Genomic DNA, 23,324 nt, shown 5'->3' with positions numbered 1-23,324 from the left:
GATGTGACCTTGAACTCTCTGCCGCGGCGCACGCCCCCGGCGTAGCGACGGCGCAGCTGGGGGCGCTGCCGGGGGCGGTCCGCGGGGTCCGCGGCGGGTGGGTCGCGGACAGCGGTCAGCGGCGCGTCCCACACTCCGGACAGAAGGCCGCGCCCGGAGGCAGTTCCGCCTGGCACGAGCCGCAGGCGTCCGGGTCGGCCAGCCGGTGCCCGCAGGACGGGCAGAACCGCGACCCGTGGGTCTCCGCGCGGCACTCCGGGCAGACCAGTTGCTGCGGCCGCTCCACGTCCACCCTGGCGCCCAGGCCCTCGCCCGCGGTGTAGGCGCGCTGCCCGGCGGCGTCGTTGAGACCGCGCTGCCTGGCCGCGGCGACCTCGGCGGCGGTGTCCGGGGCGCAGGTCAGGCAGAGGCCCTGGGCCGCGTTCCAGCAGCTGCCGCAGACGTGCGTGGTGCACCGGGGGCAGCGGTGGAAGTGGCCGTCGGCCTCGGTGATGGCCTTCTGGAAGGCGCTGTCCTTGGCCGGGCCCCAGTGCGCGCCGACCACGCCGCTGAGCGCCTGGCTGGCCTCGCTGGTGCTGCGGCCCAGGGCGCCCCAGGCGGTCCCGGCCGCCTTCTCCAGCCAGCCCGCGACCCGGCCGCCCGCGTACGGCTGGAAGGCCGAGCGCCAGGTGTCCTGGCAGCGGTGGCAGGAGAACTCGAACTGGAATCCGGCACCGGTGCCGTACTGCTCGCACAGGTCCCGGTAGTTGTTGCTGAAGTAGATCTCGCTGCTGCTCACGGTGCCACTGCCCCCGGCTCTGCCCACGGTGTCCGTGGTTGTCTGTGTGTGTGCTGTGCTCTGTGCCCGCATCCGCCCGCGCACAGATTGCCACAGCGGGCGGCCGGTGGCGACGGGCGGTCCGGGGATCCGTTCCGAACCGTTGTGTCCGGATGGGGCGGTGGCCGACGGCGGGATCGGCGCCGGGTCCGCCGACCGGCCCTTGGCGGCCGACCGCGCTGTGTACGCTGGCGGTTCCAGTGATCCAGTCCGCGCCGATCGAGCGCCCGTCCGCGAAGGACGCCCGTCCGCGAAGGAGCAGCAGGTGACCGAGTCCAGCCCGAGCGGTCCGGCGGGCGGGCCGGTGCGTCCCACGCTTCAGCAGGTGGCCGCGTTGGCGGGGGTGTCCCGGGCCACCGTCTCCCGGGTGGTCAACGGTGGCGCGGGGGTCCGGGCCAGCGTCCAGGCCCGGGTGCGGCTGGCCGTCGACGAGCTGGGATACGTGCCGAACCCGGCCGCCCGGGCCCTGATGACGAAGCGTCACGACGCGGTGGCGGTGGTCATCGCCGAACCGGAGAGCCGGGTCTTCTCCGACCCCTTCTTCGCCCGGCAGTTGCGCGGTATCAGCCGGGAACTCGCCTCGGCGGCCGTGCAGTTGGTACTGCTGCTGGTCGCCGAACCGGGCGACTACGCGCAGGTCGGCAGCTACCTGTCGGCCGGTCATGTGGACGGGGTGCTGATCTTCTCGCTGCACGGCGACGACCCGCTGCCGGCGCTGGTGGACCGGCTCGGGCTGCCCGCCGTCTTCGGCGGGCGCCCCGGCTGGGTGGGCGCCGACGACCGCACCGCGCTGTACGTCGACGCCGACAACCTGGGCGGCGCGCGCACCGCCGTCCGGCACCTGGTGGACCAGGGTCGGCAGCGGATCGCGGTGATCACCGGACCGCTGGACCAGACCTCGGCGGCGGACCGGCTCCGGGGCTACCAGGAGGTCTTCCCGGACGCCGATCCGGCCCTGCTCGCCGAGAGCGACTTCACCCTGGCCGGCGGGCGGCAGGCGATGGAGCAACTGCTCGCCCGCCGCCCGGGACTGGACGGGGTCTTCGCCTGCTCGGACCTGATGGCCACCGGCGCCCTGGCGGCGCTGCGGGACCACGGGCGCTCGGTACCCGGCGACGTCTCGGTGGTCGGCTTCGACGATCTGGAGGCGGTCGAGCAGTGGGGGCCGCTGCCGTTGACGACGATCCATCAGGACATCGAGGGGATGGGCCGGTTGATGGCGCGGCTGCTGCTCACCCGGCTGGAACTCGCCTTCGCCGGAAGGGCGGAGGAGGCTGCGGCGCTGCTGCCGGTGGTGACGCCGGCTCGGCTGGTGGTACGCGCCTCCAGCTGAGCCGACGTCAGGGGATCTACTGAGCTGGGAAGTTGAAGTAGTGCAGGCTCACGTAGGGCGGGTTTCCGGCGGCCTGGGAGGCGAACTCCAGGTAGACGTTGTGGGTGCCGGTGGTTTCGGCGATGTTCGCCGGGACGGTCTCCCAGGAGGACCAGCCGCCGGTGTTGCCGACGGCGAAGCTGCCGATCGGCGCGTTCGACGGGCTGTCGAGCACCACGTTGACCAGTCCGCTCACCCCGCCCGCGGCGCCTGAGGCCACCCTGGCGTCGAACTGGCTGGATCCGCTGCCGAAGTTGACCCCGGGGTACTCCAGCCAGCTGCCGTTGGACAGCTGCGCGACCTGGTTGCCGTCCACGCCGCTGGGACTGGTGTCCCCGCCGGCCGCGCTGACGGTGACCGCGCCCTGCGAGGAGCCGTAGCAGTCGGCGGAGATGTCGGAGACGGCGGTGGTGGTGCACTGGGTCCCGCCGCCGGAGCCGCCGGTGCTGGTGGGCGTGGGCGTGGGAGTGGGCGTGGCGGTCGGGGTCGGCGTGGGGGTGGGCGTCGGGCCGGCGGTCGGCGTCGGAGTGGGCGTCGGGGTGCTGCCGCTCCCGGCGTTCTCGTAGACGGCGAACCAGTCGACGCTCATCCCCGCGCCGGAGCTGGTGGCCGAGGTGGGCGAGGTGCAGCCGCAGATGGCGTCCGGATAGGCGCCGCCGACGGCCACGTTGAAGATCGCGAAGAAGCCGTGGTCGACCGCCGCCTGCCAGGTCGCCACCGGTACCTGGCTCTCGTTGACGGTGAAGTCCAGGTTGCCGTCCAGGTAGTAGCGCAGCTGCTCGGCGGCGGTGTTGGTGCGGTCCAGGATCACCGAGTAGGTGTGGTAGCCGGTCTGGCAGCCGGAGCAGGGCAGCAGTCCGCTGCCGATGCCGGTGGTCTCGTTGCAGGGGCCGCCCGGGTCCACGCCGCAGTGGAAGGTCGAGGAGTGCTCGCTGAGGGCGTTGACGTCCTCCATGATGTCCAGCTCACCGATGCTCGGCCAGTTGGTGGCGCCCACCGGCCGGGCCGCCGCGCCCAGTGCCCAGAACGCGGGCCAGTAGCCGAGGCCGTCGGCCGGGTCGGGCTGCTCGATGGAGGCGCTGAGCTCCAGTTCGCCCCCGGCCGGGGCGGCGAAGTCGCTCCGCTGGGTCTCCACCCGGCCCGAGGTCCAGTTGCCGTTGGCGTCGCGGATCGGCTTGACGACGAGGTGGCCGCTGCCGTCCTCGTAGACGTTGGAGGTGGAGTTGGTCTCGGTCTCCACCTCGCCGGTGCCCCAGTTGCCGGCGCCGCCGGGGTAGCTGGTGCCGGTGTCGTAGAGCCAGTCGCTGGTGTTGAGGCTGCTGTCGGCCGGTCCGTTGAAGTCGTCGCTGAAGACGGTGGTCCAGCCGCTGGGCGCGGGCGGCACGGTCGCCGAGGCGGTGCCCTCGGCGACGGACAGGCCGAGCAGCCCGGCGAGCGGCAGGGCCAGTACGGTGATCAGAGCGAGTGTCCGACGGTGGCGCGGAGGGGTGGATCTGCGCATCGGGTGGTGACCCTTCCGGTTCGTGAAGTGAAGCCAGTGGCAGGGGAACAGTGCCACTGGCGCCACCTCTGAGAGATGAAGCGTTGGTCTCCGGAGGCATATATCTGCGAAGTCGCGGTTTGAGAGCGCTCTCAAGTCGTGACTATGAAGCCGCATGAGCCTGTTGAGCAGTGTGCGGGCCTTCCGATGAGGCGTCAAGAAGTGTCACAACATCAAGACTTGAACGTTTCCGGGACGGTCGGCGGGTGCCCTGGCGACCCCCGAAAGAACCTCTTTTGTTAAATGACATGACAAGGGGATTGACGGTCCGTCACCCGAGTCCCTACCGTGCGAGTGAACGGGTAAGGAAGGTTAACTAACGATTCGGGAATGTGGAGGAGCCTGTATGAGATCGTCAATTCGGCGTCCGGACCTGCGGACGCTGCTGGCACTGGCGGTAGGCACCGGACTGGTGACCGCCGTGGTGCCGCTGGCGTCGGCCGCGGCCGCGACCACCGGACAGCTGCGGGTGGACCAGGTCGGCTACGGCACCAGCGACACCAAGATCGCCTATCTGATGACCACCGCCGCCGTCTCGGGGGAGACCTACAAGCTGGTCAACTCCGCCGGTACCGCCGTGGCCAGCGGTTCGGTGACGACCAGCAGCCGGGGTTCGTGGAACTCGGCCTACCCGGACGTCTACCCGATCGACTTCTCGACGGTCACCACCGCCGGGACGTACCACGTGGTCACCAGCGGAACAGTGGCCGCGACCTCGGACACCTTCCAGATCGAGGCCCCGTCCACCCTCTACGGCGGCCTGGTCTCGGCCGGGGTGAACTTCTTCCAGAACCAGCGCGACGGCGCCGACGTGATCACCGGCGGCGCGCTGAACCGGCAGCCCGCGCACCTGAACGACGCCAGCGCCACGGTCTACCAGACGCCGGACTTCATCGCGAACAGCGACGGCGACACCGGCGACCAGATCAGCGGCAACCTGACGCCGATCTCCGGCGCCTCGCCGGTGAACGTCGAGGGCGGCTGGTTCGACGCGGGCGACTACCTGAAGTTCACCTTCACCGCCTCCTACGCGGACGACCTGCTGTACGCCTCGGACCTGGCGCTGGGCTCCAACGCCCCGGCCTCGCTGACCGCCGAGGCGCAGTACGGCACCAGCTGGCTGAACAAGATGTACAACGCCTCGACCAAGACCCTGTACCTCCAGGTCGGCATCGGCGAGGGCAACGAGAGCAGCTACGGCGGCGACCACGACCTGTGGCGGCTGCCGCAGGCCGACGACTCGGACAGCACGGCCTACGACAAGTACGCGGCGAAGAACCGGCCGGTGTTCGAGGCCGCCGCGCCGGGCGCCAAGATCGACCCGGACGTGGTCGGCCGGGTCGCCGCAGCGTTCGCCTTCGCCGCCCAGGCCGACGCCAAGGCCGGGGACACCGCCGACGCGGCGACCGAGCTGGCCAACGCCACCTCCCTCTACGCCCAGGCCAACACCAGCCCCAGCGGCACCCTGGAGACCGCCGACCCGGAGGCCTACTACCCGGAGTCGATCTGGCACGACGCGATGGAGCTGGGCGCCACCGAGATCGCCCTCGCCCAACAGGACCTCGGCGACTCCTCGGCGACGTACACCCCGTACCTGACCCAGGCCGGCACCTGGGCCTCGGACTACATCGCCAGCGACTCGGGACAGGACACGCTGAACCTGTACGACGTCAGCGCGATCGCCCACGCCGACCTGATCACGGCGCTGAAGAACGCGGGCAACCCCAGCGTCGCGGTCACCCCGGCGGCCCTGATCGCCAACCTGAAGGCCCAGGTGGCCTCGGCCGCCACGGTCTCGGCCGCCGACATCTTCCACGAGGGCGGTGACTACACCAACTTCGACGTGGACTCGCACACCTTCGGCTTCATCTCCACCGAGGCGCTCTACCAGAAGGCCAGCGGGGACACCGAGTACGCGGCCTTCGCCAACGAGCAGCGGGACTGGCTGCTCGGCGACAACGCCTGGGGCACCAGCTTCATGGTCGGCGAGGGCACCACCTTCCCGGACTGCATGGGCTCGCAGATCCCCAACATCCTCGGCAACAGCAGCGGCACCGGCGCGATCGACACCGGCGCCGTGGTCAACGGCCCCAACGGCTCCAGTAACTTCAGCGGCGGCCTGGGCGGCCTGCTGACCGGCATGGTCAAGTGCGAGAACGACTCGTACACCACCTTCACCGGGCACGGCAGCGAGTACGTGGACGACGTCCGCTCCTGGCAGAGCAGCGAGCCCGCGCTGGACATGAGCGGCAGCGCGGTCCTCGCCGGGGCACTGCAGGGGGCCCTCGGCGGCGGTGGTGGCGGCCAGCCCGGCAACGACTTCTCGGTGGCGGTCTCGCCCGCCTCGGGTTCGGTCGCCGCCGGGGGCTCGGCCACCGCGACCGTCAGCACCGCGGTCGCCTCCGGCAGCGCCGAGCCGGTCGCGCTGACCGCCTCCGGCCTGCCGTCCGGGGTCACCGCCTCCTTCGCCCCGGCCTCGGTCAGCTCCGGCACCGGCTCGACCCTCACCCTGGCCACCACCTCGGCCACCGCCGCGGGCAGCTACCCGGTCACCGTCACCGGCACCGCCGCCTCCGGCAGCCACACCACCAGCTACACCCTCACCGTCACCGGCAGCGGCGGCAGCCCCGGCGGCAGGACCTACGAGGCCGACCAGGCCACCCTCGGCGGCAGCGCCGACGCCAACAGCTGCTCGGCCTGCCTGGACGGCCAGAAGGTCAGCGACATCGGCGGCGGCTCCAACGGCACCGTCACCTTCACCGGCATCACCGAACCCAGCACCGGCAGCTACACCCTGACCGTCTCCTACCTCAGCGTCGGCAAGGCCCGACCCGCCACCATCACCGTCAACGGCACCACCCAGACCGTCACCTTCGCCGAAACCTCAGCCAGCAGCTACAACGTCATCGGCACCACCACCGTCACCGTCACCCTCAACGCCGGAAGCGGCAACACCGTCGAATTCTCCGGCAGCGGCACCAGCGGCGCCCCCGACCTCGACCACATCGTCGTCTGAGCACACGCCAGTTGTCCGGACCGGCCCCGCCGCCAGCACCACGGCGGGGCCGGTCCTGCCGCCGTTCAGTCCGCCGCCACGCGGGTGGCGGCCCGGGCGGCCCAGCGGCCCTCGTCCCGGGTGATCCGGATCGGGTGCCCGAAACAGGCACTGACCAGCTCGGTGGTCACCACCTCGTCCGCCGGTCCGATGCCCACGCACTCGCCCTCGCGCAGCAGCAGCGCGTGGGTGGTGCTCGCGGGCAGCTCCTCCAGGTGGTGGGTGACCAGGACCGTCGCCAACGCCGGATGCTCCAGCCGCAGTTCGTCCAGGCTGGTGAGCAGCTGCTCGCGGGCGGGCAGGTCGAGACCGGTGGCCGGCTCGTCCAGCAGCAGCAGCCGGGGGCTCGGCATCAGCGCGCGGGCGATCAGTGCCCGTCCGCGCTCGCCCTGGGACAGGTTGGTCCACGCGGCGTCGGCCCGGCGGCCGATGCCGAGCGTCCCGATCAGCTGGTCCGCCTGGGCGAGTTGGGCCGGGGTCGGCTGCCAGCGCGGCGGCAGCTCGACGCTGTTGGTGAGCCCGGTGAGCACCACGTCGCGCACCGACAGCCGGGAGCGCAGCGGGTGGCGGGGATTCACATGGCCGATCCGGGTACGCAGCTCGCGCAGGTCCACGCGGCCGAGCCGGTGCCCGAGCACGCGCACCTCCCCCCGGCTGGGGTGGCTGGTCGCGCCCAGCAGCGCCAGCAGCGTGCTCTTGCCCGCGCCGTTCGCGCCGAGCACGGCCCAGTGCTCGCCGGGTTCGATGGTGAGCGAGACCGCGCGCAGCAGGTGCCGTCCGTCGCGGACGACATCGACGTCCAGGGCCTGGAGCAGGGGACCGGCGGCGGGCGGCGGGGGGATCGGAGTCAACGGACTACCTCCGGGGCGGACCGGCGCGTGCGGACCGGTGGTCGGACCGGTCCGGCGGGACGCGCGACCGGCGTCCGACCGGCTCCACCAGTGCGATCCGCAGTACCGGGAGCCAGGCCGGGTGGAGGTCCCGCGTTGGTGTCGCGGTCCACCTCCCGTACGTGCACGCTACACCGGTCCACCGTTCCGATGGGAATCGGCCTCGGGGAACGCGGCACGGGGCTTGCCCTCTTTCAGTAGTGACGATTACATGACACAGGAAGTTCATGTTCCGCAGGCTGACGGGACGGCCCGAGGACATCCCGCCTTCCTACGCTCCCGCTGTCATGGCGGGCGACTGTGCCCGTTCACCCCCTCCCCGTGGAGTCACCATGCGTCTGAGGTCCCGCACGCTCTGGCCGATCGCCGCCACCGCCGCTGCCGCCGCTCTCGGTGTGGCCGTACTTGCGCCCCACAGCTCCCCGGTCTCGCTGTCCCACTCCACCAAGCTCACCGCGAGCAGCATCCCCCAGTACTCGCACGTCGTGGTCGTGATGGAGGAGAACCACTCCTACTCCGACATCATCGGCGACACCAGCGACGCCCCGTACATCAACTCCCTTGCCTCGCAGGGCGCCCTGCTGACCTCGTCGTTCGGGGTCACCCACCCCAGCGAGCCCAACTACATGGCGCTGTTCTCCGGCAGCACCGACGGCCTGACCGCCGACACCTGCCCGGTCAGCGCGGGCAGCACCGCGAACCTGGGCTCCGAGCTGCTCGGCGCCGGCTACACCTTCAAGGGCTACTCCGAGGGCCTGCCCAAGACCGGCTCCACCACCTGCACCTCCGGCAACTACGCCCGCAAGCACTCGCCGTGGATCAACTTCAGCAACGTCCCCACCTCGGACTCGCTGCCGTTCTCGTCCTTCCCGACGAACTACTCCAGCCTGCCGACGCTGTCGTTCGTCATCCCGAACCTCAACGACGACATGCACAACGGCACCATCAACGAGGCCGACACCTGGCTGAAGAGCAACATCTCGGCGTACGCGACCTGGGCCAAGGCGAACAACAGCCTGCTCATCGTCACCTGGGACGAGGACGACTACACCGAGAACAACCAGATCCCCACGATCTTCGTCGGTGCCTCGGTCAACCAGGGCGACTACGACGAGACGGTCAACCACTACAACCTGCTCGCCACCCTTGAGCAGATGTACGGCCTGACCGAGGTCGGTTCCAGCTCGGGCGCCACCCCGATCACCGACGTCTTCAACTAGCCCTCCCGCGCCGCACCGTCCGCGAAGGGATTGCGGGAACAGCATCATGTGGATGAGACTCCCGGGCGGGCGGCGGTTGCCGCTGCGCACGACGGTCGCGGCCGGTGTCGCCGCCGTCGTGCTCGGTGGCGGCCTGGCGGCATACGCGGGCACCGGCTCCGCGGTGATCAACGTGAACGAGCACGACTGCGCCAGCGGCGGCACCGGCCCCACCGCCGGACGCCAGGTACTGCGACTGAGGGACACCGCCCGCGACCCGGTCCAGCTGTACCTGATCCAACCGGCCGACAACACCGTCCACGCCGAACTCCAGGACTTCACCCCGGGAACCACCCGCACCCTGTCCGCCACCCTCGGTACCGGGCACTACGCCTTCCGCTGCGTCTTCTCCAACGGCACCGTGCTCACCTCCCGCGACTACACCGTCACCGGGACCGCACCCGACGCCCCACCCGGCGTGCAACCCATGCCCGACCTGGCCCTGGGCGGACCGGTCACCGCCTACCGCGCGTACGTCGAGCACAGCCTGCCACGGCTGCTCACCGACAGCCGCACCCTCAACACCGACCTGCTCGCGGGCGACCTGACCCGGGCCCGCACCGACTGGCTCACCGCGCACCTGGACTACGAGCGCCTGGGCGCCGCCTACAACACCTTCCAGGACTTCGACGACCAGATCAACGGCACCCCCGACGGCCTGCCCCAGGGCACCGCCGACCCCTCCTGGACCGGGTTCCTCCGCATCGAGTACGGCCTGTGGCACAACCAGCCCCCGGCCGAACTACGCCCGCTGACAGCCACACTGGTCAAAGACGTGCAGGCACTGATCACCGACTTCCCCAGCGAGGACACCGACCCGGGCGACCTGCCCCTGCGCAGCCACGAGATCCTGGAGAACGCCCTGCAGTTCCAGCTCTCCGGCACCGACGACTACGGCAGCGGCACCACCCTGGCCACCGTCTACGCCAACACCCAGGGCACCGTGGCGGTGCTCGGCACGCTCACCGCGCTGATCCAGCCACGCGACCCGGCCCTACCGGCCTCCCTCCACCAGTGGATCACCACCGTGCAGCACGACCTGCTCGCCTGCCGCGCGCCCGACGGCACTTGGACAGCGGTCGCCGCACTGCCGCGCGCACGGCGACAGACCCTCGACGGCGACCTGGGCCAACTCCTGGAACAACTCGCCACCGTGCCCGACCTGCTCACCGGACGGACCTCCGCATGACCGACACCCCCGACCCCGCCACCGGCTGCCCCCACCCGCACCGCCGCTCGTTCCTGCGCGGCGCCGCGCTCGGCGCCGCCGGAGCCGCCGTCCTCGGCGCGGGCGCCCTCGCCACCGACCGGGCAGCGGCCACCACCAGCAGCAGCGGCGGCGGCGGCGGTTCCGGCTCGGGGCGGCGGCTGCCGTTCGAGGGCGTCCACCAGTCCGGCATCCTCACCCCGCCGCAGGCCGCCGCCACCTTCGTCTCCTTCGACGCCATCGCCCCCGACCGGGCCTCGCTCCAGGACCTGTTCCGCACCCTCACCGACCGGATCCGCTTCCTGACCACCGGCGGCACCCCACCCGACGTCAGCATCGCCTCGGTCCCCTCCGACAGCGCCACCCTGGGCCCGCTCGTCCCCAGCGACGGCCTGACCGTCACCGTCGGCGTCGGCTCCTCCCTGTTCGACCACCGCTACGGCCTGACCGCCCGCAAACCCGCCCGCCTGGCACCGATGCCGGTCTTCCCCGACGACCACACCGTCGGCTCCACCGAACTGCACGGCGACATCTCGCTGCAGATCTGCGCCGACTCCCGCGACACCGTGATGCACGCACTGCGCGACATCGCCAAGCACACCCGCTCCGGCATGCAGCTCAACTGGAAGGCCGACGGCTTCCACGCCGCACCACGGCCCACCGGCACCCAGCGCAACCAACTCGGCTTCAAGGACGGCATCGCCAACCCCGACACCACCGACCCCACCGTCACCGACACCCTGATCTGGACCCGCGGCGGCAGCGACAACGAACCCGCCTGGACCGACGGCGGCTCCTACCAGGTGATCCGGATCATCCGGATGCTGGTCGAGTTCTGGGACCGGGTCTCCCTGCACGAACAGGAGACCATGCTCGGCCGCCGCCGCGACACCGGCGCCCCCCTCGACGGCACCTCCGAGAGCGACATCCCCGACTACGCCACCGACCCCAACGGCCTACGCACCCCACTGACCGCACACATCCGCCTCGCCAACCCACGCACCACGACCACCAACAACCAACAGATCCTGCGCCGCGGCTACAACTACGACCGAGGCGTCGACAACAACGGCAACCTCGACGTCGGCCTCCTGTTCTGCTGCTACCAACAAGACGTGGCACGACAGTTCCAAGCAGTCCAGACCCGCCTCATCGGCGAACCCCTGGTCGACTACATCCAACCCACCGGCGGCGGCTACTTCTTCGCCCTCCCCGGCGTCCGCGGCAGCAACGACCACCTGGCATCCGGACTACTCACCTGAGCCGGAACGGTGACTGACGGCGCGTCAGTCGACCCGCCCCCTTACGCCGGGAGCTCCCCGCCCGCACACTCGTATCGCGCCCGCGACAGCGACCCATGGCCCGGTACGGCGGAAGGACTCCCGGCATGTCCGACTCCACGCTCACCAGCACCGAACTCCCGCCGGAGCAACGCCTGCGCCGGACCCTCAACGTCTGGCAGGCCATCGGCCTGTCGATGGCGCTGATGGCACCCAGCATGTCGGTCAACATCAACCCGCAGGCCGCGGCGCCGAGCGTGGGCCGGGCGGTGCCGCTGGCCTTCCTGATCGCCGCCGTCGGCGTGCTGCTGGTCACCTACGTGTTCGTCCGGCTCTGCCAGTACTTCCACCACTCCGGTTCGGTCTACGCCTTCGTCGGCGCGACCCTGGGACCGCGCACCGGCGTCGTCGCCGGATGGGGGCTGGTCGGCACCTACATCTTCTACGGCGTCACCACCTCCTCGGTGGTCGGCATCTTCGGGATCTCCTTCCTGCAACGGGTCGGCGCCTGGCCGCACCCGCCGACCGACGCGCCGTTCCTGCTCACCGCCGTGGTGCTGGTGCTCGCCTGCTGGCTCACCATCGCCTCGGTCCGGCGCGGCACGAACGTGCTGCTCACGGTGGAGGGGGCGACCGTCGCGCTGATCCTCACCATCACCGCCGTGGTCCTGGTCCGGCTGCTCCTCGGCAACGCCCCGGCCGGGCACCGGTTCACCATGTCGGTCTTCTCCGTCCCGCCCGGTACCGCGCCATCCGCGCTGTTCCTCGGGGTGGTCTTCGGCTTCCTGTCCTTCGCGGGCTTCGAGGCGGCGTCCACCCTCGGCGAGGAATCGGTCAACCCGAACCGCGACATCCCCCGGGCGATCCTCGGCACCACCCTCTTCGGCGGCGTGTTCTTCGTGGTGGTGACCGCGGTGGAGATGATGGGCTTCGGCACCGGCAAGGCCGGGGTCGCCACCTTCGGCAGCTCCACCTCGCTGATCGGCGACCTCGGCGGCAGCTACCTCGGCCCCTGGGTCGGGAACCTGGTCACCCTCGGCGCGACCATCAGCGCCTTCGGCTGCTGCCTGGCCTGTACCGTCGGCTCCGCGCGGCTGCTGTTCGCGATGAGCAGGGACGGCTTCGGCTCCGGCGGCCTGGGCCGGGTCTCCGGGCGCGGCACCCCGGCCCGGGCGGCGGTGGTGATCAGCGCCGTCATGGCCGCCATCCTCCTCCTGTGCGTCGTCGCCTTCTCGGCGGTCCCGGAGGACACCTTCGTCTGGGGCGGCACCATCGGGACGCTGATCCTGCTGGTCGCCTACGGGCTGACCACCATCGGCGCGATCCGGCTGATCTTCGTGCAGCGGCGGATGCCGGTGCCGATGTGGCAGGTGGTGATCCCGCTCGCCGCGCTCGGCCTGCTCGGCTACACGCTCTACCGCAACGTCATCCCCTATCCGGCGTCCGGTCCGGGGCACTGGTTCCCGATCGTCTCCGGCTGCTGGTTGCTCGCGGCCGTGGTCGCGGTCCTGGCGGCCCCGGGACCGGCCCGCAGGCTCGGTGGCCGGCTCACCGACTCCGAGGGCCTGCACCCGGCCACCGAGGAGAGTTGACGCAGCGTCAGACCACGTCGAGTGGCTCGTGCGGCAGCGGCGGCAGCTCCACCCGGACGTCGTCCCCCGGGCGGACCTCGCCGCCCGCCAGTACCACGCCCATGATCCCGCCCTGGCGGACCACACAGCCGTTCTCGTCCACACCCAGGACCTGCTTCAGCAGGCCGGACTGGAACTCGTTGATCTGCTGGCAGGGGTTGCGCAGTCCGGTGATCTCGACCACCGCCCGCTCGCCCAGGTGCAGCCGGGCGCCGCGCGGCAGGCCCAGCAGGTCCACCCCGCGGGTGGTCACGTTCTCGCCCAACTCACCGGCCTTCACCGGGAAGCCGACCCCGTCCAGCTGGTCGTGCAGCTCGGCGTGGAGCAGGTGCACCTGCCGCAGGTTCGGCTGGCTCGGGTCCCTGGCCACCCGCGAGCGGTGCTGCACGGTCACGCCCAGGTGGGCGTCACCCTCGACCCCCAGCCCGGCCAGCAGCCGGATCACCGGTGCGTTCGGTTTGCTGAACCGGTGCTCCGTATCGACGCTGACCGCTGTGACGACGCCGCTCATGCCTGCCTCCCGAAGCCATGGCCGCTGGTGACGGCCCCAGGAACAGGCTACGTCGCCCGCCGCCGGAGCAGAAGGACGCCCCCGAACCGCTCCCGGTCGGCCCGGCCCCGGCGGCTACCGGCGGCGTCCCCACGCGGAGATCAGCGGGGCGGTGGCCAGGTCGAGCGTTCCGGTGGCGACGTTCGCCAGGTGCTGGTCGACCTCCTCGTCGGTGGCGATCCCGGCGGCCACCAGGCGGCCGCGGATCTGCCGCACGGTGGCCGCCTCCAGCACGGTGCACGCCGGTGAGGTGATCGGGAAGTACGCGTCGGCCTGGACCTCGTCCAGTCCGGCCTCGCGCAGCACCCTGGGCAGGGTCCGGCCGTAGCCGAGGTCCGCGCCGCGCCCGGCCATCAGCGTGCGGAAGCCGGACCGCAGGCGGTTGGCGAGCCGCTGCTCGGGGCCCGACTCGTCCGGGCAGAGCAGCGGCTGGAGGGCCGGGTCGGCGTCCTCCAGCAGCAGCCAGCCGCCGGGGCGCAGCGCCTGGACCATCCGGCGCAGCGCCTCGGCGCGGTCGGGTACGTGCACCAGTACCAGCCGGGCGTGCACCAGGTCGAAGCCGCCGGGCGGCGGCGGGTCGGCGGCCACGTCGTGGGCCCGCACCTCGATCACGCCGCCGGTGAGCTTTTCGGTCCAGGAGACGTCGATGTCGGTGGCGAGCACCGCGCCCCCGGGGCCGACCCGCTCGGCCAGCCCCAGTGGTACCGAGGGGCCACCGGCGCCGACCTCCCAGCAGCGCATACCGGGGCCGATGCCCAGCCGGTCCACGTGCCGGAACGTCACCGGGTCGAACAACTCGGCGAGCGCGCCGAAGCGGATCCCCGCCTCCGACTGCCGGTTGTCCAGCAGGTACCCCTGGTCCGCGTGCTCGGTCATGCGCCGATTCTGGCAGGTGTCGCGTCCGGCGACGGGAGCGGCCCGAGGCCGGGTGCCGGGGCGGGGTCGGGGCGCAGTCGCCGCTGGACCCGCTTCGGCGCGTCCAGGCCGATGAGCAGCATCACCGGGAAGGCCAGCCCGAAGGAGAGCACGGCCAGCGCGGTGCCCAGGCCCATCCGACCGGCCAGGTTCGCGCCCAGCACCGGGGCGACGGCGCCGCCGAGCGCCCCGACGTTGTAGCTGAAGCCGAGCCCCGCCGCGCGGCGGCGGACCTCGAAGTGGCCGCCGATCCAGGTGGGCAGCAGCCCGGAGATGCCCTGCCCGAACAGCTGCTGAAGGAACAGCAGCACGCCGAGCGGCACCAGGTGGTGGCCGCCGATGGCGAACACCGGGAAGATCAGCGCCTGGGCCGCCAGCAGGCTGGTCCAGTAGGCGCGGGCGGTCCCGAACCGGTCGCCGGTGAAGCCCGCGACCAGGCAGCCGGCCGCCGCGCCGAAGCCCGCGTAGTAGAGGACGTCGCTGGTCTGGGCCGGGGTGTAGCCGAGCTCGGTCCTCAGGTACGTCGGCAGCAGCGCCTGGAGCGGCCAGGAGGAGAGGAAGGCCACGAAGACCGTCAGCATCAGCATGACGCCGGTGGGCCAGCGGCGGCCGGAGAACTGGACCATGTAGGCCACCAGGACCCCGGCCACCAGCAGGCTGAGCAGGGCGGTCACCCACCCGCCCGGCACCGAGCGGGTGAAGACCAGCACGAGCGCGGTGAGCGTCGCCGCGCCGAGGGCCAGGTTCAGCGGTGCCCGGCGGCCCCGGAACAGGACGTCCAGCGCCGACTGCTCCGGCCGGTCCTGACCGCGTTCCCGGTCGGCCGCGCTCCAGTCGCGGCTCTCGGGCAGGCCGCGGCGCAGCCACAGCGCCAGCGCGATCGGCAGCAGTCCGATCAGGAACAGGGTCCGCCAGCCCCAGGCGGGTACCACGGCCTGGTAGACCCAGGCCGCCAGCACCGTGCCGATCGAGTAGCCGGAGATCAGGAAGCCGCTCGCCTTGTTGCGCATCCGCCGCGGCCAGGACTCGATCACGTAGGTCGCGCTCGCGCCGTACTCCCCGGCCATGCCGAGACCGACGACCAGCCGGGCCGCGAACAGGACGGCGTAGGACGGGGCGAGTCCGCAGGCCAGGGTGCCGAGCGAGAACAGCGCGATGGACAGCACCATGGCGTTGCGGCGGCCGAACCGGTCGCCGATCGCCCCGATCACCAGACCGCCGACCCAGCGGGAGACGAACGCGGCCGAGACCAGGCTCGCGGCCTGCACCGTGCTCAGGCCGAAGGTGTGCTTGATCTCCGTGAGCGCGAGCGTGATCAGCACGAAGTCGAACCCGTCGAGCACGTAGCCCAGCCAGGCCGCGGCGAAGGACTTCCGCTGGGTGGCCGACAGCTGCCGGTACCACGGGGTGGCGCTTGTCATCGGACCTCCGGCTGTGCACGCGTGGGATGGGTGCACGATAGTTCACCGGGGCGGCCCACGGGATACCCGCGTGCCGCCCCTGACCTGCGGCTAGAAGCCCGCCGTGCGGTCCGCGCTGCGCGGGTCGGCGAGCCGCGGCGCGGTGTCCCGGCCCGCGCGCGACTCACGGCGCCAGGGCCGGGCGTGGGTCACCGCCACCGCTGCCGCCGCCGAACCGTCGTCCAGGTCGACCACGGCAACGGACGGCGAACCGTCCTCCGGGCAGCGGGCCAGCCAGTCGCCGTTGGGGGCGACCACGCCGGACGGCGCGGTGGCGCTGTGCTGGGTCGGCACCGAGAGGCTGACCCAGTAGCTGTTGGCGGCGGCGTGCCCCTGGGCCTGGGCGGCGGCGTTGCCGGGGTTGACGCCGGTGGTGGAGAACAGGACGCAGTCGACGTCCAGCCGCTCGTACTCGGCGAACAGCTCCGGGTAGTGGATCTCCATGCCGAGCAGGCAGCCGAAGCGCACCCCGTCGACGTCGAAGGCCACCGGCGCGGTGCCCGGCGCGTACAGGTACGAGAGCTTCGTCCGGGACAGCAGCCGCTCGTCGTAGCGGGTGGCCACCTGGCCTCGGTCGGAGACGACGGAGAGGCTGTTGTGCGGGCGGTTCGGCTCGGTCAGCCGGTGCGGCGCGGCGGGACGTCCCCGGCGGGAGTCGGCCGCAGGTGCCGGAGCGCGGACGTGTAGGACTCGCCGGTCCTGGCGGCGCGGGCGCGCACCTGGCGTTTGACGTTCCGGTGGGCTGTCATCTCGGCCTTCCACGCCCGGGGCGGTCGTTCCCCAGCAACCCCGCCCGAGGCGATCGGGCTGCGACAGCGACCTGAGACGCTAGTCCCTTTGCCTCCACTGGGAGACCGTGCTGGGGACGGTCGCGGGAGGTTCGGCGTAGGCCACGCAGTCCGCCATCTTGCCGCCGCCCACCGACCCCGTCAACCGTGCCCCGGCAGTTCGCGGCGGTCGATCATGGTGGCTGCTGCCTTCCCCGGTCGGGGTCTGCGCGGGGGAGGCAGCAGCGGGCCCGGAACCCGGGTCAGAGCAGCGGGCCGGTGACCGGCAGCACCACCTCGCAGGGGACGGGGCGCGGGTGCGCCGGGTCCAGCGCGTTCAGCACGTCGGTGAGGGCGATCGGGTCGGCGGCGATCTCCAGGTGGTCGGTGGAGTCGAGGGCGCACTGGTTCTGCAGCAGGATGTCGCTGACGTTCGGCGCGGCGGGCAGGAACGCGTTGGTGTACGGGGTGACCACCTCGTCGTCGGTGGACTCGATCACGGTGTACTGGACGCCGGGGGCGGTCTCGCCGCCCGCGTTGAGCGCGGTCAGGAAGGAGGAGCCCTGCTCCTGCTCGACGCAGGCCGCGCACGGCCCGTTGAGCAGGCCGTTGATCGGGTCGATGAGGTTCAGCTGGGTGCCCAGCTGGGTGATGCCGTCGAGGGTGGTCCCGTTGTTGCTGGGCGCGAGCGCCACCAGCTTGTCGACCTTGGCCGCGCCGCCCAGGTTCTTGATGTAGTAGCGCGGCATCATGCCGCCCTGGGAGTGCCCGACCAGGTCGACCTTGGCGGTGCCGGTGGCGCTCAGCACCCGGTTGACGAAGCCCTCCAGCTGGCCCGCGCTGGTGGCGATGTCGCCGGTGCCCTGGAGGATCGCGTTCGGGGTGGCGCCGCCGTAGTTGAAGGTGAACACACAGTAGCCGTTGTTCGCCAGCAGCGGCGACGCCGCCGCCCAGTTGTCACTCTCGTTGGCGAAGGTGCCATTGACCAGGATGACCGGGTACGGGTGCTCGGCGCTCGGCGCGCAGGACCAGTTGTTCGCGCCCAGCGGCGCCTGGTTCGGGGTCAGCGCCCCGGCCAGGAACCCGGTGGCGAAGTCGTAGTTCACCGGGTACGAGCTTGCCGCCGTGGCCGGTTGGGCACAGGCCAGGGCCAGGCCGACCGCGCCCGCCGCGGCCACCGCGAGCAGCCGCAGGCCACTGTTCCTCTTGTCCGCTTTCATGTTGAGTCCGTCCCTTGTGGTGGAAATACGGGAACAACCTGTTCGCAATCGAGGGAGATTGGCGACCCCGCGATGGGACGTGGACGCTAGGAGTGTCCGCCAATCCCGTCAACGGCTGCGGCGAGCACTGATGAGAAGTACTCGACCGGATGCCATCAATTGCTCGGCGGCATCCTAGGGACCTGTCATCGGAGCGAGCGTGAACACGCCGGGGGGACGCCCGCGACATCCCCCGAGCGCACCGCCACGGCCCGGTTCGCGGGAGGGAAAAGGCATGTCAGAAGTATTGACTCGTCAGTAACATAGCCGCATACTCACGTCGGGCGGTTCCGCCCTTCGGAGTGGTGGTGCCCCGACCGAAGAGGGCTGCGTTGGCTGGGCCGTGGACTGCTTTGCCGCGCTGTTTCGCGGCCGAGATAAGAAAAGAGCGGGAGACGCTGGCCGCCGAGATCATCCGGGAGATCCGGCAGCAGGTCCCCGAATTCTCCAGGCCGCTCGCCGGGCATTTCGGGGCCGGAATCCAGTACGGCGTGGAGACCGCGCTGGCGGATTTCGCGGACCTGGTGGAGGGCGCCGGTCCCCGGGCGCGGCGGCCGGACACCGCGGCCGAGCAGCCCACCGCGCGCCGTCCGAACGGCCACGGCCGCGAGCGGAGCCTGAGCGAGGAGCGGGTACGCGTCTACCGCGCGCTCGGGCGCGGGGAGTTGGCGGAGGGACGGACCCTGGACGCGCTACAGGCCGCCTACCGGCTCGGCGCCCGGGTGGCCTGGCGGCGCTACGCGCGGGTGGCACGCCGGGTGGGTCTGGGCCCGGACCTGGTGGTCACCCTGGCCGAGGCGATCTTCGCCCACATCGACGAGATCGCCTCGGCCTCGGTCGAGGGCTACGCCGAGGCCAGGGCCGACCACGCGGGCACCCAGGGCAGGCTCCGGCACCAGCTGCTGGAGCTGCTGGTGACCGGGGCGCAGCGGGCCGAGCTGGAGCGGGCGGCGCTGGCCGCCGACTGGCCGGTACCGGACCGGCTCGCCTGCGTGGCGCTCGGCCCGCCCGCGGGCGTCGGACCGGAGGCGGCGCGGCGGCGCAGGCTGCCCGATCCGGTGCTGGCCGACCTGGACTGCGCCCAGCCCTATCTGCTCCTGCCCGACCCCGCGGTACTGCTGGCCGGTGACCAGATCCGGTGGGTGCTCCGGGGCCGGGGCGCGGTGGTCGGTCCGGTGGTGCCGCCGGAGCTCGCGGCCGACTCGCTGCGCTGGGCCAGGACGATCCGGGCGACCACCGGCGACCCTCCCGCCGACGGCCTCGCCCCCAGCCCCGCCGAGTTCCGGAGGGAGCGCCGGGACGAGCCGCTGAGCTGCGACGACCGGCTGCCGGAGCTGCTGCTGCGCAGTGACGCGCCGCTGGTGCGGCTGATGGCGGCGCGTCGGCTGGCGCCGCTGGAGGCGCTCACCGCCAAGCAGAGCGACCGGCTCGCGGCGACCCTGCTGGCCTGGCTGCAGACCAACAGCGGCAGCGCCCCGGAGGTCGCCGCCCGGCTCGGTATCCATCCGCAGACGGCCCGTCAGCGCCTGCACCGGGTGCAGGAGTTGTTCGGCGCGGCGCTGCGCGATCCGGACTCCCGCTTCGAACTGGAGGTCGCGCTGCGCGGACGGCAGCTCTACCTGGGCTCCCGGCGGGACAACTGATTCACCGTCATGCCGCCTGTTCGGTGGCGCGGATGGGGATCTACAGTGGGGAGATGGCTACCATCGAGCTACCCGCCGGAACCCTCGACTACTCGGACAGCGGCGGCGACGGGCCGACCGTGGTGCTGGCACACGGGCCCGCGGTGGACGGCACCCTGTGGCGGCACGTGGTGGCGGAACTCCAGGACCAGTACCGGGTGGTGGTGCCGACGCTGCCGTTCGGCTCGCACCTGCGCCCGATGCGCTCCGGGGCGGACCTCTCGCCGGACGGGATGGCCCGGCTGCTGGGCGACTTCCTGGAGGCCCTGGACCTGACCGGGGTGACCCTGGTCCAGAACGACGCGGCCACCGGGATGCTGCTGGCGGTCTCCGGCACCCCGGCGGCGGGCCGGATCGCCCGGCTGGTGCTGGCCTCCATCGAGGCCTTCGACAACTTCCCGCCGGGCCTGCCCGGGCGGGCGATCTGGCTGGCGGCGAAGGTCCCCGGCGGCCTCGCCGCCGCCGCGCAGCCGCTGCGGTTCCACCCGCTGCGGCGGCTGCCGCTGGCGTACGGGCTGTTGAGCCGGCGGACGGTGCCGCGCGAGATCGCCGACCGCTGGTCCTGGCCGCTGCTGCACAGCGCCGGGGCACGCGAGGACCTGCGGACCTACCTGCGCGGCGCCCGCCCCGACCGGTTGCAGCGGGCGGCGGCCGAGGCGGGCGGCTTCGACCGCCCGGTGCTGGTGGTCTGGGCGGCGCGGGACCGGGTGATGCCGCCGGCGCACGGCCGCCGCCTGGCGGCGCTGTTCCCGCAGGGCAGCTACCTGGAGATCCCCGACAGCGGCACGCTGATCCCGGAGGACCAGCCGAACGCCCTGTCCGCCGCCATCGACACCTTCGTCAGCAAGGGCTGAGCGCCGCCAGGGGCGGGGCGCCACCGGGGGCGCCGCTCACAGTCCGAGCAGGCGGACCGACTCCGCGCGCATCTCCACCTTGCGGATCTTCCCGGTCACGGTGATCGGGAAGGCGTCCACCACGTGCAGGTAGCGCGGGATCTTGTAGTGGGCGAGCCTGCCGCCGCAGAACTCGCGCACCGCCTCCACGCTCAGCTCCGGCGCGCCCGCCCGCAGCCGCACCCAGACCATCAGCTCCTCGCCGTACGTGGCGTCGGGCACGCCCACCACCTGCGCGTCCAGAATGTCCGGGTGGGTGTACAGGAACTCCTCGATCTCGCGCGGGTAGATGTTCTCGCCGCCGCGGATCACCATGTCCTTGATCCGCCCGGTGATGGTGAGGTAGCCGTCGTCGTCCATCGCGGCCAGGTCGCCGGTGTGCATCCAGCCGTCGGCGTCGACCGCCTCGGCGGTCTGCTCCGGCTGCGCCCAGTAGCCGAGCATCACCGAGTAGCCGCGGGTGCACAGCTCGCCGTCGCTGCCGCGCGGCAGGGTTCGGCCGGTCTCCGGGTCGACCACCTTGACCTCCAGGTGCGGCCCGACCTGGCCGACGGTGGAGACCCGGTGCTCCAGCGAGTCGGTGGTCCGGGTCTGGGCGGACACCGGCGAGGTCTCGGTCATGCCGTAGCAGATCGACACGTCGCGCATGCCCATCCGCTCCACCACCTGCTTCATCACCTCGGTCGGGCAGGGGGATCCGGCCATGATCCCGGTGCGCAGCGAGGACAGGTCGTACGCGCCGAAGCCCGGCTCGTTCAGGACCGCGATGAACATCGTCGGCACCCCGTAGAGCGAGGTGCAGCGCTCGGCGGCGACCGTGCGCAGGGTGGCCACCGGGTCGAAGGCCGGGGCCGGGATCACCACGCAGGCGCCGTGCGAGACGGCGGCGAGGTTGCCCATCACCATCCCGAAGCAGTGGTAGAAGGGGACCGGCACGCAGATCCGGTCCAGCTCCGTGTACTCGCACAACTCCCCGACGAAGTAGCCGTTGTTGAGGATGTTCCGGTGCGACAGGGTGGCGCCCTTGGGGAAGCCGGTGGTGCCCGAGGTGTACTGGATGTTGATCGGGTCGCCCGGCGCGAGCCCGGCCTCGGCGGCCGCCAGCGGTGCCCGGTCGGCGGCGCGTCCGGCGGCCACCAGCGCGGTCCAGGACTCCTCGCCGATCAGCACGGTGTCGCGCAGCTCGGGGCAGGCGGGGGCGGTCGCGGCCAGCATCCCGGCGTAGTCGGAGGTCTTGAACGAGGGCAGCGCCACCACCGTCCGCACCCCGGCCTGCCTCAGCACGAACTCCAGCTCGTGCGCCCGGTATCCGGGGTTGACGGTGACCAGGATCGCGCCGATGCGGGCGGTGGCGAACTGCAGGAAGACCCATTCCGGGCAGTTGGGCGACCAGATGCCCACCCGGTCGCCGCGGCGCACCCCCAGCCCCAGCAGCCCCAGCGCCACCGCGTCCACCTCGTCGGCCAGTTGGCGGTAGCTCCAGCGGCGCCCGGAGGCGGCGTCCACCAGCGCCTCGCGCCCGCCGTGGGCGGCGACCGCCCGGTCCAGCGCCGCGCCGATGGTCTCGTCCAGCAGGGGGCTGTCGGTGGGACCGGCGGCGTGGCTCGGCGCGTGGGTCTCAGCTGCGGCCATGAGGGCTCCAGAGGGGGTGGTCGACGGGGGCTGGGCAGCACGATAGAGGCAGACCACCGGGTCGGACAGGGATTCGCCGCTGCCCGGCGGAGACAGCTCGGGCCGCGGCGCGGCGGTAGGGTCGGCGGGTCGGGCAGGACCACCACGGAACGAGGCTCCGGGCCATGAATGTGATCATCTTCGGTGCGACCGGCATGGTCGGCCAGGGCGTGCTCCAGGAGTGCCTGCGCGACGACGCGGTGAAGCGGGTGCTGGTGGTCGGCCGCGGCACGGTCGGTCGGCGCCACCCCAAGCTGCGCGAGATCCTGCGGTCCGACGTCGCGGACCTGGCCGGGGCAGCCGCCGAGGGCGAGCTCTCCGACCTCCAGGCCTGCTTCTTCTGCCTCGGCGTCTCCTCCGTCGGGATGAAGGAGGCGGCCTACCGCGAGGTCACCCACGACCTCACGCTGGCGGTCGCCCGCGCGGTCAGCGAGCGCAGCCCCGGACTGGTGTTCGGCTACGTGTCCGGCGCGGGCACCGACAGCACCGGGCAGGGCCGCAGCATGTGGGCCCGGGTCAAGGGGCAGACCGAGAACGAGCTGCTGGCGCTGCCCATGGACGCCTACATGTTCCGCCCCGGCTACATCCAGGCGGGCCCCGGGGTGGTCTCCAAGACCGCCCTGTACCGCATCCTGTACCGGGTGATCGGCCCGGCGTACCCGCTGCTGCGGCGGCTGTTCCCGAACGCGGTCACGTCCACCGCGGAGATCGGCCGGGCGATGCTCGCGGTCGCCGCCGACGGCGCCGGTACCCGGCTGCTCGGCCCCCGGGAGATCAACGCCCTGGCCACCCGGCCCACCGGGCGGCGCGACCATGGCGGGAAACAGTCGGCCGAGTGATCACGGCACTCTGCTACAGTTGAGCTACCGACGCGGGGTGGAGCAGCTCGGTAGCTCGCTGGGCTCATAACCCAGAGGTCGCAGGTTCAAATCCTGTCCCCGCTACTTGAACTCTGTAGGCCCGGCGCTCGCACGCTGGGCCTGCAGAGTTTTGTGCGCCAGGCCGGCGCCTTACCTGCGGAGAATCCCTCCGCCCCCCTGGCTCGTTCTTGTGAACCTCCGTGCGAAGTGCTGCGG

The 23,324-nt window shown here is 72.0% G+C and carries 19 protein-coding genes and 1 tRNA gene; 10 read left to right on the top strand and 10 right to left on the bottom strand.

Going from position 1 to position 23,324, the window contains the following annotated elements; translation table 11 throughout:
• Nucleotides 1–115: 115 nt before the first annotated feature.
• Entirely contained in the window at nt 116–778 is a 663-nt protein-coding gene (locus GXP74_RS24485; protein WP_225448150.1) for a zinc ribbon domain-containing protein, read from the bottom strand.
• Nucleotides 779–1,082: 304 nt separating this feature from the next.
• Between GXP74_RS24485 and GXP74_RS24480 the strand changes: the two genes are divergently transcribed.
• Nucleotides 1,083–2,150: a LacI family DNA-binding transcriptional regulator gene (locus GXP74_RS24480; protein WP_225448149.1), complete on the top strand. Its 1,068-nt coding sequence runs from the start codon at nt 1,083–1,085 to the stop codon at nt 2,148–2,150.
• A gap of 16 nt (nt 2,151–2,166) precedes the next feature.
• On the opposite strand, the gene GXP74_RS24475 is transcribed toward GXP74_RS24480, so the two are convergent.
• Entirely contained in the window at nt 2,167–3,690 is a 1,524-nt protein-coding gene (locus GXP74_RS24475) for a carbohydrate-binding protein (RefSeq protein ID WP_182453396.1), read from the bottom strand.
• Nucleotides 3,691–4,075: 385 nt separating this feature from the next.
• Here GXP74_RS24475 and GXP74_RS24470 point away from each other — a divergent pair, with 385 nt between their 5' ends.
• The gene (locus GXP74_RS24470) at nt 4,076–6,745 is read left to right on the top strand and encodes a glycoside hydrolase family 9 protein (protein WP_182453395.1); all 2,670 of its coding nucleotides are present in this window, start codon (nt 4,076–4,078) and stop codon (nt 6,743–6,745) included.
• A 65-nt stretch (nt 6,746–6,810) separates the two neighbouring features.
• Here GXP74_RS24470 and GXP74_RS24465 read toward each other — a convergent pair whose 3' ends face one another.
• Nucleotides 6,811–7,635: an ABC transporter ATP-binding protein gene (locus GXP74_RS24465; protein WP_182453394.1), complete on the bottom strand. Its 825-nt coding sequence runs from the start codon at nt 7,633–7,635 to the stop codon at nt 6,811–6,813.
• A gap of 371 nt (nt 7,636–8,006) precedes the next feature.
• Here GXP74_RS24465 and GXP74_RS24460 point away from each other — a divergent pair, with 371 nt between their 5' ends.
• The 4 genes from GXP74_RS24460 (at nt 8,007) to GXP74_RS24445 (ending at nt 13,012) form a co-directional block, all read left to right on the top strand.
• Nucleotides 8,007–8,894, top strand: a complete 888-nt coding sequence (locus GXP74_RS24460) for an alkaline phosphatase family protein (protein ID WP_182453393.1) — start codon at nt 8,007–8,009, stop codon at nt 8,892–8,894.
• Nucleotides 8,895–8,946: 52 nt separating this feature from the next.
• Entirely contained in the window at nt 8,947–10,122 is a 1,176-nt protein-coding gene (locus tag GXP74_RS24455; protein WP_182453392.1) for an EfeM/EfeO family lipoprotein, read from the top strand.
• Entirely contained in the window at nt 10,119–11,402 is a 1,284-nt protein-coding gene (gene efeB, locus GXP74_RS24450) for an iron uptake transporter deferrochelatase/peroxidase subunit (RefSeq protein ID WP_182453391.1), read from the top strand. Before GXP74_RS24455 ends, efeB begins: the two co-directional genes overlap by 4 nt.
• A 125-nt stretch (nt 11,403–11,527) precedes the next feature.
• The gene (locus tag GXP74_RS24445) at nt 11,528–13,012 is read left to right on the top strand and encodes an APC family permease (RefSeq protein WP_182453390.1); all 1,485 of its coding nucleotides are present in this window, start codon (nt 11,528–11,530) and stop codon (nt 13,010–13,012) included.
• 7 nt (nt 13,013–13,019) lie between these two features.
• Here the strand turns inward: GXP74_RS24445 and GXP74_RS24440 are convergent, their stop codons facing one another.
• The 6 genes from GXP74_RS24440 to GXP74_RS24420 all read right to left on the bottom strand — a co-directional run bounded on the left by GXP74_RS24440 (nt 13,020) and on the right by GXP74_RS24420 (nt 17,963).
• Complete coding sequence (locus GXP74_RS24440) at nt 13,020–13,562, bottom strand: MOSC domain-containing protein (RefSeq protein ID WP_182453389.1); 543 nt, start codon at nt 13,560–13,562, stop codon at nt 13,020–13,022.
• A 114-nt stretch (nt 13,563–13,676) separates the two neighbouring features.
• On the bottom strand, nt 13,677–14,477 hold the full coding sequence (locus tag GXP74_RS24435) for a class I SAM-dependent methyltransferase (protein ID WP_182453388.1): 801 nt from the start codon (nt 14,475–14,477) through the stop codon (nt 13,677–13,679).
• Complete coding sequence (locus GXP74_RS24430) at nt 14,474–15,937, bottom strand: MFS transporter (RefSeq protein WP_182453387.1); 1,464 nt, start codon at nt 15,935–15,937, stop codon at nt 14,474–14,476. The genes GXP74_RS24435 and GXP74_RS24430 overlap by 4 nt, the downstream gene beginning before the upstream one ends.
• 90 nt (nt 15,938–16,027) lie before the next feature.
• Nucleotides 16,028–16,540 carry a carbon-nitrogen hydrolase family protein gene (locus GXP74_RS24425; protein WP_255528150.1) on the bottom strand — a complete coding sequence of 171 codons (513 nt, stop codon included), beginning with the start codon at nt 16,538–16,540 and terminating at the stop codon, nt 16,028–16,030.
• 53 nt (nt 16,541–16,593) lie between these two features.
• Nucleotides 16,594–16,725, bottom strand: a complete 132-nt coding sequence (locus GXP74_RS41640; protein WP_255528149.1) for a hypothetical protein — start codon at nt 16,723–16,725, stop codon at nt 16,594–16,596.
• 281 nt (nt 16,726–17,006) lie between these two features.
• Entirely contained in the window at nt 17,007–17,963 is a 957-nt protein-coding gene (locus tag GXP74_RS24420; RefSeq protein ID WP_182453386.1) for a triacylglycerol lipase, read from the bottom strand.
• 392 nt (nt 17,964–18,355) lie between these two features.
• On the opposite strand from GXP74_RS24420, the gene GXP74_RS24415 reads away from it, so the two are divergent.
• On the top strand, nt 18,356–19,645 hold the full coding sequence (locus GXP74_RS24415; protein WP_225448148.1) for a helix-turn-helix domain-containing protein: 1,290 nt from the start codon (nt 18,356–18,358) through the stop codon (nt 19,643–19,645).
• A gap of 53 nt (nt 19,646–19,698) precedes the next feature.
• Nucleotides 19,699–20,538 carry an alpha/beta fold hydrolase gene (locus GXP74_RS24410; protein WP_182453384.1) on the top strand — a complete coding sequence of 280 codons (840 nt, stop codon included), beginning with the start codon at nt 19,699–19,701 and terminating at the stop codon, nt 20,536–20,538.
• 36 nt (nt 20,539–20,574) lie between these two features.
• On the opposite strand, the gene GXP74_RS24405 is transcribed toward GXP74_RS24410, so the two are convergent.
• Nucleotides 20,575–22,209: an AMP-binding protein gene (locus GXP74_RS24405; RefSeq protein WP_182453383.1), complete on the bottom strand. Its 1,635-nt coding sequence runs from the start codon at nt 22,207–22,209 to the stop codon at nt 20,575–20,577.
• 164 nt (nt 22,210–22,373) lie between these two features.
• Here GXP74_RS24405 and GXP74_RS24400 point away from each other — a divergent pair, with 164 nt between their 5' ends.
• Nucleotides 22,374–23,087 (top strand): epimerase, encoded by a 714-nt coding sequence (locus GXP74_RS24400; protein WP_182453382.1) that lies wholly within the window; start codon nt 22,374–22,376, stop codon nt 23,085–23,087.
• Nucleotides 23,088–23,118: 31 nt separating this feature from the next.
• A tRNA-Met gene (locus tag GXP74_RS24395) sits at nt 23,119–23,192 on the top strand.
• The last annotated feature ends 132 nt before the right edge of the window (nt 23,193–23,324 follow it).

Origin of the sequence: Streptacidiphilus sp. P02-A3a, assembly GCF_014084105.1 — a bacterium.
In the GTDB taxonomy this organism is placed as follows: Bacteria; Actinomycetota; Actinomycetes; order Streptomycetales; family Streptomycetaceae; genus Streptacidiphilus.
Note: the sequence above shows the minus strand (reverse complement) of the source record. Positions and strands in the feature narration are given on the sequence as shown.

Coding starts and splice junctions, on each gene's coding strand:
- GXP74_RS24475 (WP_182453396.1), bottom strand. CDS start 3,690: ATGCGCAGATCCACCCCTCCGCGCCACCGTCGGACACTCGCTCTGATC.
- GXP74_RS24470 (WP_182453395.1), top strand. CDS start 4,076: ATGAGATCGTCAATTCGGCGTCCGGACCTGCGGACGCTGCTGGCACTG.
- GXP74_RS24460 (WP_182453393.1), top strand. CDS start 8,007: ATGCGTCTGAGGTCCCGCACGCTCTGGCCGATCGCCGCCACCGCCGCT.
- GXP74_RS24455 (WP_182453392.1), top strand. CDS start 8,947: ATGAGACTCCCGGGCGGGCGGCGGTTGCCGCTGCGCACGACGGTCGCG.
- efeB (WP_182453391.1), top strand. CDS start 10,119: ATGACCGACACCCCCGACCCCGCCACCGGCTGCCCCCACCCGCACCGC.
- GXP74_RS24445 (WP_182453390.1), top strand. CDS start 11,528: ATGTCCGACTCCACGCTCACCAGCACCGAACTCCCGCCGGAGCAACGC.
- GXP74_RS24440 (WP_182453389.1), bottom strand. CDS start 13,562: ATGAGCGGCGTCGTCACAGCGGTCAGCGTCGATACGGAGCACCGGTTC.
- GXP74_RS24435 (WP_182453388.1), bottom strand. CDS start 14,477: ATGACCGAGCACGCGGACCAGGGGTACCTGCTGGACAACCGGCAGTCG.
- GXP74_RS24430 (WP_182453387.1), bottom strand. CDS start 15,937: ATGACAAGCGCCACCCCGTGGTACCGGCAGCTGTCGGCCACCCAGCGG.
- GXP74_RS41640 (WP_255528149.1), bottom strand. CDS start 16,725: ATGACAGCCCACCGGAACGTCAAACGCCAGGTGCGCGCCCGCGCCGCC.
- GXP74_RS24420 (WP_182453386.1), bottom strand. CDS start 17,963: ATGAAAGCGGACAAGAGGAACAGTGGCCTGCGGCTGCTCGCGGTGGCC.
- GXP74_RS24410 (WP_182453384.1), top strand. CDS start 19,699: ATGGCTACCATCGAGCTACCCGCCGGAACCCTCGACTACTCGGACAGC.
- GXP74_RS24405 (WP_182453383.1), bottom strand. CDS start 22,209: ATGGCCGCAGCTGAGACCCACGCGCCGAGCCACGCCGCCGGTCCCACC.
- GXP74_RS24400 (WP_182453382.1), top strand. CDS start 22,374: ATGAATGTGATCATCTTCGGTGCGACCGGCATGGTCGGCCAGGGCGTG.